This window comes from Oleiphilus sp. HI0067 (assembly GCF_001635735.1).
Window position 1 is genome coordinate 1 of sequence record NZ_LWFI01000331.1, and the last position, 432, is coordinate 432.

1 protein-coding gene is annotated in these 432 nt (G+C 43.3%); it reads left to right on the forward strand.

Annotation, left to right across the window (positions count from 1 at the left end):
• Positions 1-119: 119 nt before the first annotated feature.
• The coding region (locus A3739_RS03945; protein ID WP_304440252.1) for an LpxD N-terminal domain-containing protein at positions 120-432 on the forward strand (313 nt) is incomplete at its 3' end.

The window sequence follows — 432 nt, forward strand, 5'->3', positions numbered from 1 at the left end:
GAAAAGCTGGATGTCATTATGCCAAGAGAAGCGGCTTTGTATGCCGATCCAAAACTTGATTACACACAAAAAATCATCGATATGCTTGATGCATTAAAATAGAGTTCTGACGATTATATATGCTTCAAAAGACTTTTACTCTTATCCAGCTTGCTGAAAAAGTTGGTGGCTCTGTTCAAGGTGACGAGTCATTAGCCATTAATGGCTTAGCGACTATTCAGGATGCGGATCAGGCTAAGTTGAGCTTCATTGCAAATCCTGCCTATGTAAAGCATTTGGCGACGACCTCAGCAGGCGCTGTCATTTTATCGCCTAAACTCGCAGAAGGTTTCGAGGGAAATGCTCTCGTTCATGAGAATCCATACCTCGCATACGCCAAACTAAGTGTCGAGTGGGATTCCGTCGCTAATTTTACGCCCGACATTTCTGATC